We start from the raw sequence: 7,125 nt of genomic DNA, 5'->3' as shown, positions 1-7,125 counted from the left end.
GGGAAACTCAGCAATTTTGTTTTTGAAGTCACACTCAAAGATCCGTCAAAAATTGATCCTTTAATATCAGATAATTTAGGTAAAAAAATTAGCTTTGTATTAGACAATAACGCGCCAGCCACATTTGATGGTGGCTATGAAAAAAAATCAGGGGATTTTAATGAGACATTAACGTTATTCCCGTTGATTACAGAAGATTTTATTGGTGGTCACGAGATGTCATTTTGGTTAATAGCCAAATATGAAACCATGACATATAAAGTAAAAAATGCCAAGAATATCAATGTTAATGTTGATTATAAATCAGACTTTAAAACTCATCGGATCGGAATTAAAAAGAAAGATAATAATGAAATCGCAACTTTTATTTACTCAAATGGCGAAAAAGAGAAAACTCACTGGCTTTTTCCTGAATACAACAAACTGATCGCAATATCAGAATCTATGACAAAAAAATAAAAAATGGTTAGTTTTTTCTGTCACTCGAATTTTAAAATTTCACTTTGAATTAGCAGTATAGAATATTTATCTACTGAAATGTACTCTAAATTTCTCTAGATTCGTTAAGACTGTCTTTAATGCTGCTGATATAGTAATAGGCTACGTTGTTTTAAAAGGCAGGTAGTGCAGACTACCTGCCTAAATGGCTCCTAGTACTGGCTAAGACATATCGTACGGTAATCCGAACTGTAGTGTTTAGAGTAGTCTTTAGGTAAGTAATTCAATCGCTCTATTACCACGTTATAATCTGTAAAGGATAAGGCTTCTCGATTTAAACAGTATCGACAGTTTTCTAGGTCGTGAACTAATGCTCTGTATCGTTAGTAGGGGCTAAATCCCCCCTAGTTAAACAATAATTGCAAAAGCAAATAGGTTAGTGGCATTTACAAATAACTAACCCTACTCACAGTCATTTCTGGCTATAGCCTATACTTCGTGAACTCGCATTATAGTGTTTTGAGTGCTCTTTCGCTAAGTAGCTCATCCTTTGTACTAATGCAGTATAATCAGCTTCGAATGTGGGGGATTCTTGGTTTAGCCAATATACACCGTTGTCAGGATATTCAACTAAGGCTCCTTTATCTATAACAGGGTCTAATTCGAACTGTAACGCACTGTACCATGCAGGTGTAGTGGCATAGTTAATTTGGTCACCAAGTCAGAGGTGATATCATCACTTCATAAACAGATAGGTGATAATTATGGCGAAACGTATAAGACGACTTTTCAGTGCTGAATTTAAACTTGAAGCCGCTCAACTGGTGCTTGACCAAAGCTACTCCGTAGTCGAGGCCGCCAACGCCATGGGCGTCGGTAAATCAACCATGGACAAATGGGTTCGGCAACTCAAGCTAGAACGCAAAGGGATTTCACCGAAAGCGTCACCCATGACGCCAGAACAAGTCGAAATCCGTGAATTGAAAAAGAAAATTGCACGACTTGAAGAGCATAATGAGATCTTAAAAAAGGCTACAGCGCTGGTGATGTCGGACTCTCTGAACAATTCTCGCTGATCGAGAAACTCAGTCGGCGCTTTAGTATTAAACAACTGTGTAACGTGTTCAGTGTTCATCGCAGTAGCTATCAATATTGGCGTCATCGCTCAAAGATACCGTCAGTGGAACAAACACAGCTTCGGGCTCTTGTTCGAGAAGCCCATGAAAGTAGTCACGGTTCTGCTAGTGCTCGTACTATTGCTGACATTGTATCGAATACAAAACAGGTTCCTTTAACGCGCTATCGTGCAAGTAAGTTAATGAAATTACTTGGCTTGGTGAGTTGTCAAACATCGAAGTATCGATATAAAAAAACGACTCAAGAGCACGTTGAAATACCGAATCATCTCAGACGTCAATTTGCGGTCACGGAGCCAAACCAAGTTTGGGTGGGTGATGTGACCTATATTTGGTCAGGTAACCGCTGGATGTATCTTGCTGTTGTAATGGATTTATTTGCTCGAAAGCCCATTGGTTGGGCGATGTCATTTTCACCGGATAGCCAGCTAACAGGAAAAGCATTATCAATGGCTTTTGAATCAAGAGGTAAGCCAAGGAATATCCTGTTTCATTCAGATCAAGGAAGTCATTATACAAGCCGCCAATATCGCCAATTATTATGGCGTTATCAGATAAAGCAAAGTTTATCTCGGCGAGGTAATTGCTGGGATAATGCGCCGATGGAGCGATTTTTTCGAAGTTTAAAGACAGAATGGGTACCCATTTTAGGCTACCGTAATTCCATAGAAGCACAGCAAGAAATAACACGATATATCATCGGGTATTATAGTCAGCTTAGACCCCATCAATATAACGGTGGCTTAACACCCAATGAATCAGAACGGTTGTATTGGGAAAACTCTAAAACGGTGACCAATTTTTGTTGACCACTCCAGTTTTTATTATGGTTAAAGCCATAGTAAAAAGGCACAGCAAAATTGCTGTGCCTTTGACAGTTAGCATAAAAGGAGATTAAACAATTAACGATATATTGGTAGCAAATTAAACTGAGCAAGTAGCTGGCAAATAATCCCTACAACCCCAAACACAATGACTGCATATATTAACCCCTTCCCTCCCCATACTTTAAACGTTGATTCAGGAAAACGCTCTCTAGCTTTAAGTGCCATCACCGCAGGACAAATAATCGCCCAAATACAGGCCGCCATACCGGCATAGGCAATTGCAACTAAAAACCCATTAGGGAATAACATGCAGAGTATTAATGGAGGTAAGAAGCAAAGTAGTGCAGATTTCATACGTCCAGAGCTGTTATCTTGGAAATTCAACGATGCTAAGATGTAGTCAAATAAACCGATTGCTACCCCTAAGAATGAGCAAAATACGGCGCTGATTGAAAACCACAATAAAAATGTCGCAATATGCTTGCTATTCAGAACTGCGTAAAGTGACTCAATAAAAGCATCAAGATTGCCACCTTTATTGATGATGGTTAAAAACTCTGTTCTAGGTAAATTTCCCATCGTTCCTAATACCCATAGGAAATAGAGAACAAGGGCAAGAATACAACCGATGATACAGCTTTTTACCACTTTTCTTTCATTTTCATGGTACAGCTTATATAAACTACACACATTACCATGGTAGCCAAAAGAAGTGATTGCATAAGGAATGATAATAAAGACAAACGGTAAAAGAGAGGTTTGTGTATCTCCTGTTGGAAGTTTTAAAAGTAAATCCGTTTTTACTACAAAGAAAAGACCTGAGAAAGCTAAGACAAATAATACTATTTTTATCAATAAGAATATTGATGTTAAACGGCTAGCTCCAATACCACTCCACCAAATAGTTGCACCTAATATTAACGTAAAAATAATAAATATAATTCTTAAATTAATATCGAAGCCATAAATGGAGGCTGATTCTTTAATTACAGATCCAGCAGCAGATATATACGCATAGATTAAAATATAGAGGACAAAAATCAATGCTGCATTTGCAATATAACAGGCCCATTTAGGTAATAGTTCTTTTGATATAAAAAAGTAATTTGTTCCTGCTCCATATTTAGAAATACATTCGAGAATATATATCCCTGAATGAAACATAAAGAAACAAACAACGAATAGAACAATGACTGAATTTATAAACCATGCTCCTGCCATAATTGTGGGTAAGCTAAACATGCCCGCCCCTATCATAGCGCCACCGAGCACAAAGCCCCCTACCAATATGGAGGGTTCCTTCTTCTCTGACGAATTATTCATGGTTATTCACCTTAAAAATAAGGGTAAAGTTCCCGCATTGCACGGGAACCTGAAGTATTGACTATTATTTAATAGGTTTTAATCTAGCGGTAAAATGCCTTAATACGGGTGGTTCATATTCAAAATCCAGCCCTTTTAACGTTGCAAATCTATCTTTAAGGCCAATCAAGGCATCTGCGATATAGTCCATATGGTCGTTGGTATAAACACGCCTTGCTATAGTGAGTCGCATGAACTCCATATCAGCATGTTTCTGTTTCCCTGTTTCAGGGTCACGACCAAGTAAAAATGAACCAATTTCAACAGCACGAACACCGGACTCAAGATAAAGTGCATTAATCACTGCTTGGGCTGGAAATTGCTCGCTCGGTATTTGTGGAACTAACTTTTTACAATCAACAAATACCGCATGTCCCCCTGTAGGGTACTGAATAGGGATCCCCCCTTCACGTAAGCGATCACCTAAGTATCTCACTTGACCAATACGATAATGTAGATAATCCTCCCTAGTTCCTTCTTCAAGCCCTTGTACCATCGCCGCTATATCGCGTCCGGCTAAACCGCCATAAGTGACAAACCCCTCCATTGGAACACAGCGTTGCCTTGCTAAGGTGAAAATATTTTCATCATCTTTAATAGCAACTAAGCCACCAATATTTAATAGCGGGTCTTTCTTCGCAGACATGGTTAATGCATCGGCATATTTGTACATGTCAAAAATAACTTCTTTGATTGTGGCATCTTTATATTTTGGATCACGCTCTTTAATAAAATAGGCATTTTCACAAAAACGAGCGGAATCCATGACAACAAAGATATTATGCTGCTTAGCGATTTCATAGACTTCTTTTAAATTCGCCATAGAAACGGGCTGACCACCAGCACTATTACAAGTGACGGTAGAAACAATCGCGACAACGTTTTCAGCCCCATATTTAGCAATATTATCTTTTAACTTCTGAATATCAAAATTACCTTTCCAGTCATCATATGTTTCCGAATCGTAAGCCTTTTCGGTGACAATATTAATCGCTTTACACCCATTTAATTCAACATGTGCGGCTGTTGTATCAAAATGGAAATTAGAAATAAAGACTGGATTCTTAGCTCCTCCCTCCTGTTGTTTAGCTTTCAATAATACGGGGAACAACATATTTTCTGCACCACGCCCTTGGTGAGCAGGAATAGTGTAATCGTAGCCAAACATCTCTTTAACTTTATTTTTTAAATCATAATAGTTACGAGACCCTGCATACGCTTCATCCCCTGTGATCATCGCGGCCCACTGCTGATCACTCATTGCGTTAGTACCGGAATCGGTTAATAAATCAATATAAACAGCACTACTCGGTAATAAGAATGGATTGTAGCCAGCTTCTTTTAATGCAGCTTCTCGCTCTTCCCTAGATGGAATACGAATATTTTCTACCATTTTAATACGGAACGGTTCTACGATTCTTTTAGCCATGATAATACCTTTAATTTTCATTAAATAATAAAAACAGAAATTCGTACTTATTATGATTAATAAGATAACGATTAATTAAGAGAAAACGTTGGAATTATCGATGAGGAAAAAAGAAGGCTAAAGGAATATCAATATTGAACCATTTCTTCATATAGAAGGAACTCCTCGATATTACTAGCTTATGTAATGATAACATACTATGCCTCCTCAATTAAGGGATTAGTACTACCGTCGAGCTTAGATATATAACAACTATTTGGTTATTTTAATCTCTGTTGTCATTATATTATACACGCATCACACTATTGAATAATTTATCGACAACAACATGACGCTCATCACATTATTTATTGAAATCCAAAACCCGTAAAAATAAAAGCAACACACTGAATTTTATAACAATTTAATAAAAACATTAACAAGGAAATTTTATTATAGCTTGTTAAGATTTAAGTTTATTTTATTAAATTAAAGTAACATCTTACTTAAGTTAAAATAGATTTAAGTCAAATGAAATCAATAAAAATACCTTATGTCACTTAATAAAGTTTGGGATACGTTATTCATTATTTTTTATGTTTTGGCAAACTTCCCCCTTAATAAAACACCAAGTTCACCTATTATTGAGTCTGAAAAATAGTGTGTTTGTTCCCTGCATTACTCACGCCATAAGCTTTAAACGGCCTTTTGGTTGATGGAATAGCCAACTCAACCAATCAATTCGATCGATTTGCTTTCCGTACAACTCACCAATTTATTGCCACTTTTAAAATTTTTTCAAAAAATATTGCTATTTTTAATAACTTTCAAGAGTAAAAAAGAATACTAAATCAGATGCTATCAATCGAACCCTACTTTTGGGCTAACATACCGATAATCATACTCGGATAAAGTGGCATAAAAGTACTGCCCCCCATACGTAGAGCCTATCTTATTTATTAATATTTCACTATTATAGTCAGGGCGTGTTATGCACCTAATAAAAATTAGACTTTACTAATAAAATTCAGGTAATTACAGTGTTTCTTATTTTGAATAGCATTACGGTACTTTAATACACTTTTTTGTCACAATGATGCAGGTTTGCTGGTAAACTTGGGCAAACCGCCGATTAGGTATGGTAACAACTGAAGATTAACGGATTCTTCTAACACCTTATTATTAATAAAATAATCACGATGACTTCACAACCAGCATACAAGCAAATTCAATCTTATATTCTGCGTAGTATTGATTTAGGTATCTTCAAACCTGAAACTCAAATACCCACAGAGCTAGAGCTTTGCGCCCAATTTAATGTCAGCCGCATGACGGTGAATAAAGCCATTTCTGAGCTAAGCCAAAAAGGTATTCTGAATCGTATTGCTGGGAAAGGCACCTTTGTTGCGACCCAAAAGCATGAGCTGCCTGTAACCAAAGCTTTTGATATTTTTGATGAAATATCATTAAGCGGTAATAAATATAGCGGTCATCAATTACAACTTAAAATTATTACTGCTTCGCCTGAAATTGCGTTACAACTTGGAGTGATGGAAGGAAGTGATATCGGCTATTGCAAGGTACTCCATTTTGAAAATGACATTCCTTTGATGCTTGAGGAGCGTTATGTCAATCACGCTATCGTTCCTGATTTCGTCAAACAACACTTTGGCGATACAGAAACACCAAGTGGATACTTGCAGCGGCATTTTCCCGTTAGTGAAATGGAGCATACCATCGAAGCCGCTTTAGCGACTAAGGCCATTGCCCAATCCCTCTCTATTAAAGAAGGTTCCCCCTGCTTACAACTTAGCCGCCGTACCTGGACAGGCTCTATTTTAATTAGTTATGTCAATATGATAACAGCAGGCTCACGTTACAAATTAAAGTTACATTCACGCATTGATACCCCATAACACATAAACAAAAAAATGGGGCAAATTCACAAAATGCC

5 protein-coding genes and 1 pseudogene are annotated in these 7,125 nt (G+C 37.2%); 3 read left to right on the top strand and 3 right to left on the bottom strand.

Translation table 11 applies throughout. The features are described from left to right. Positions 1-459, top strand: a pseudogene (locus PR709_RS19110) (hypothetical protein); the annotation flags it as partial. Between the two features lie 451 nt (positions 460-910). Here PR709_RS19110 and PR709_RS19105 read toward each other — a convergent pair. Continuing rightward, complete coding sequence (locus PR709_RS19105) at positions 911-1,147, bottom strand: YagK/YfjJ domain-containing protein (protein ID WP_082230899.1); 237 nt, start codon at positions 1,145-1,147, stop codon at positions 911-913. A gap of 55 nt (positions 1,148-1,202) precedes the next feature. Between PR709_RS19105 and PR709_RS19100 the strand changes: the two genes are divergently transcribed. Then, positions 1,203-2,383 (top strand): IS3 family transposase gene (locus PR709_RS19100; RefSeq protein ID WP_148493720.1). Its coding sequence is split into 2 segments (ribosomal slippage): positions 1,203-1,458 and positions 1,458-2,383, totalling 1,182 coding nucleotides; the frame shifts between segments, so codons are not numbered across the junction. Between the two features lie 93 nt (positions 2,384-2,476). On the opposite strand, the gene PR709_RS19095 is transcribed toward PR709_RS19100, so the two are convergent. Both PR709_RS19095 and PR709_RS19090 read right to left on the bottom strand, forming a co-directional pair. Then, a complete protein-coding gene (locus PR709_RS19095; RefSeq protein ID WP_004925652.1) occupies positions 2,477-3,724 on the bottom strand; it encodes an aromatic amino acid transporter in 1,248 nt (415 codons plus the stop codon). 64 nt (positions 3,725-3,788) lie between these two features. After that, positions 3,789-5,192 (bottom strand): tryptophanase, encoded by a 1,404-nt coding sequence (locus tag PR709_RS19090; protein WP_014657544.1) that lies wholly within the window; start codon positions 5,190-5,192, stop codon positions 3,789-3,791. Positions 5,193-6,370: 1,178 nt separating this feature from the next. On the opposite strand from PR709_RS19090, the gene PR709_RS19085 reads away from it, so the two are divergent. Then, positions 6,371-7,087, top strand: a complete 717-nt coding sequence (locus PR709_RS19085; protein WP_004925662.1) for a UTRA domain-containing protein — start codon at positions 6,371-6,373, stop codon at positions 7,085-7,087. Positions 7,088-7,125: the final 38 nt, after the last annotated feature.

It is taken from the genome of Providencia sp. PROV267 (genome assembly GCF_028477825.1).
Taxonomy (GTDB): Bacteria; Pseudomonadota; Gammaproteobacteria; order Enterobacterales; family Enterobacteriaceae; genus Providencia; species Providencia stuartii.
The sequence above is the reverse complement of the archived record's forward strand: the minus strand, read 5'-3'. Positions and strand labels throughout refer to the sequence as shown.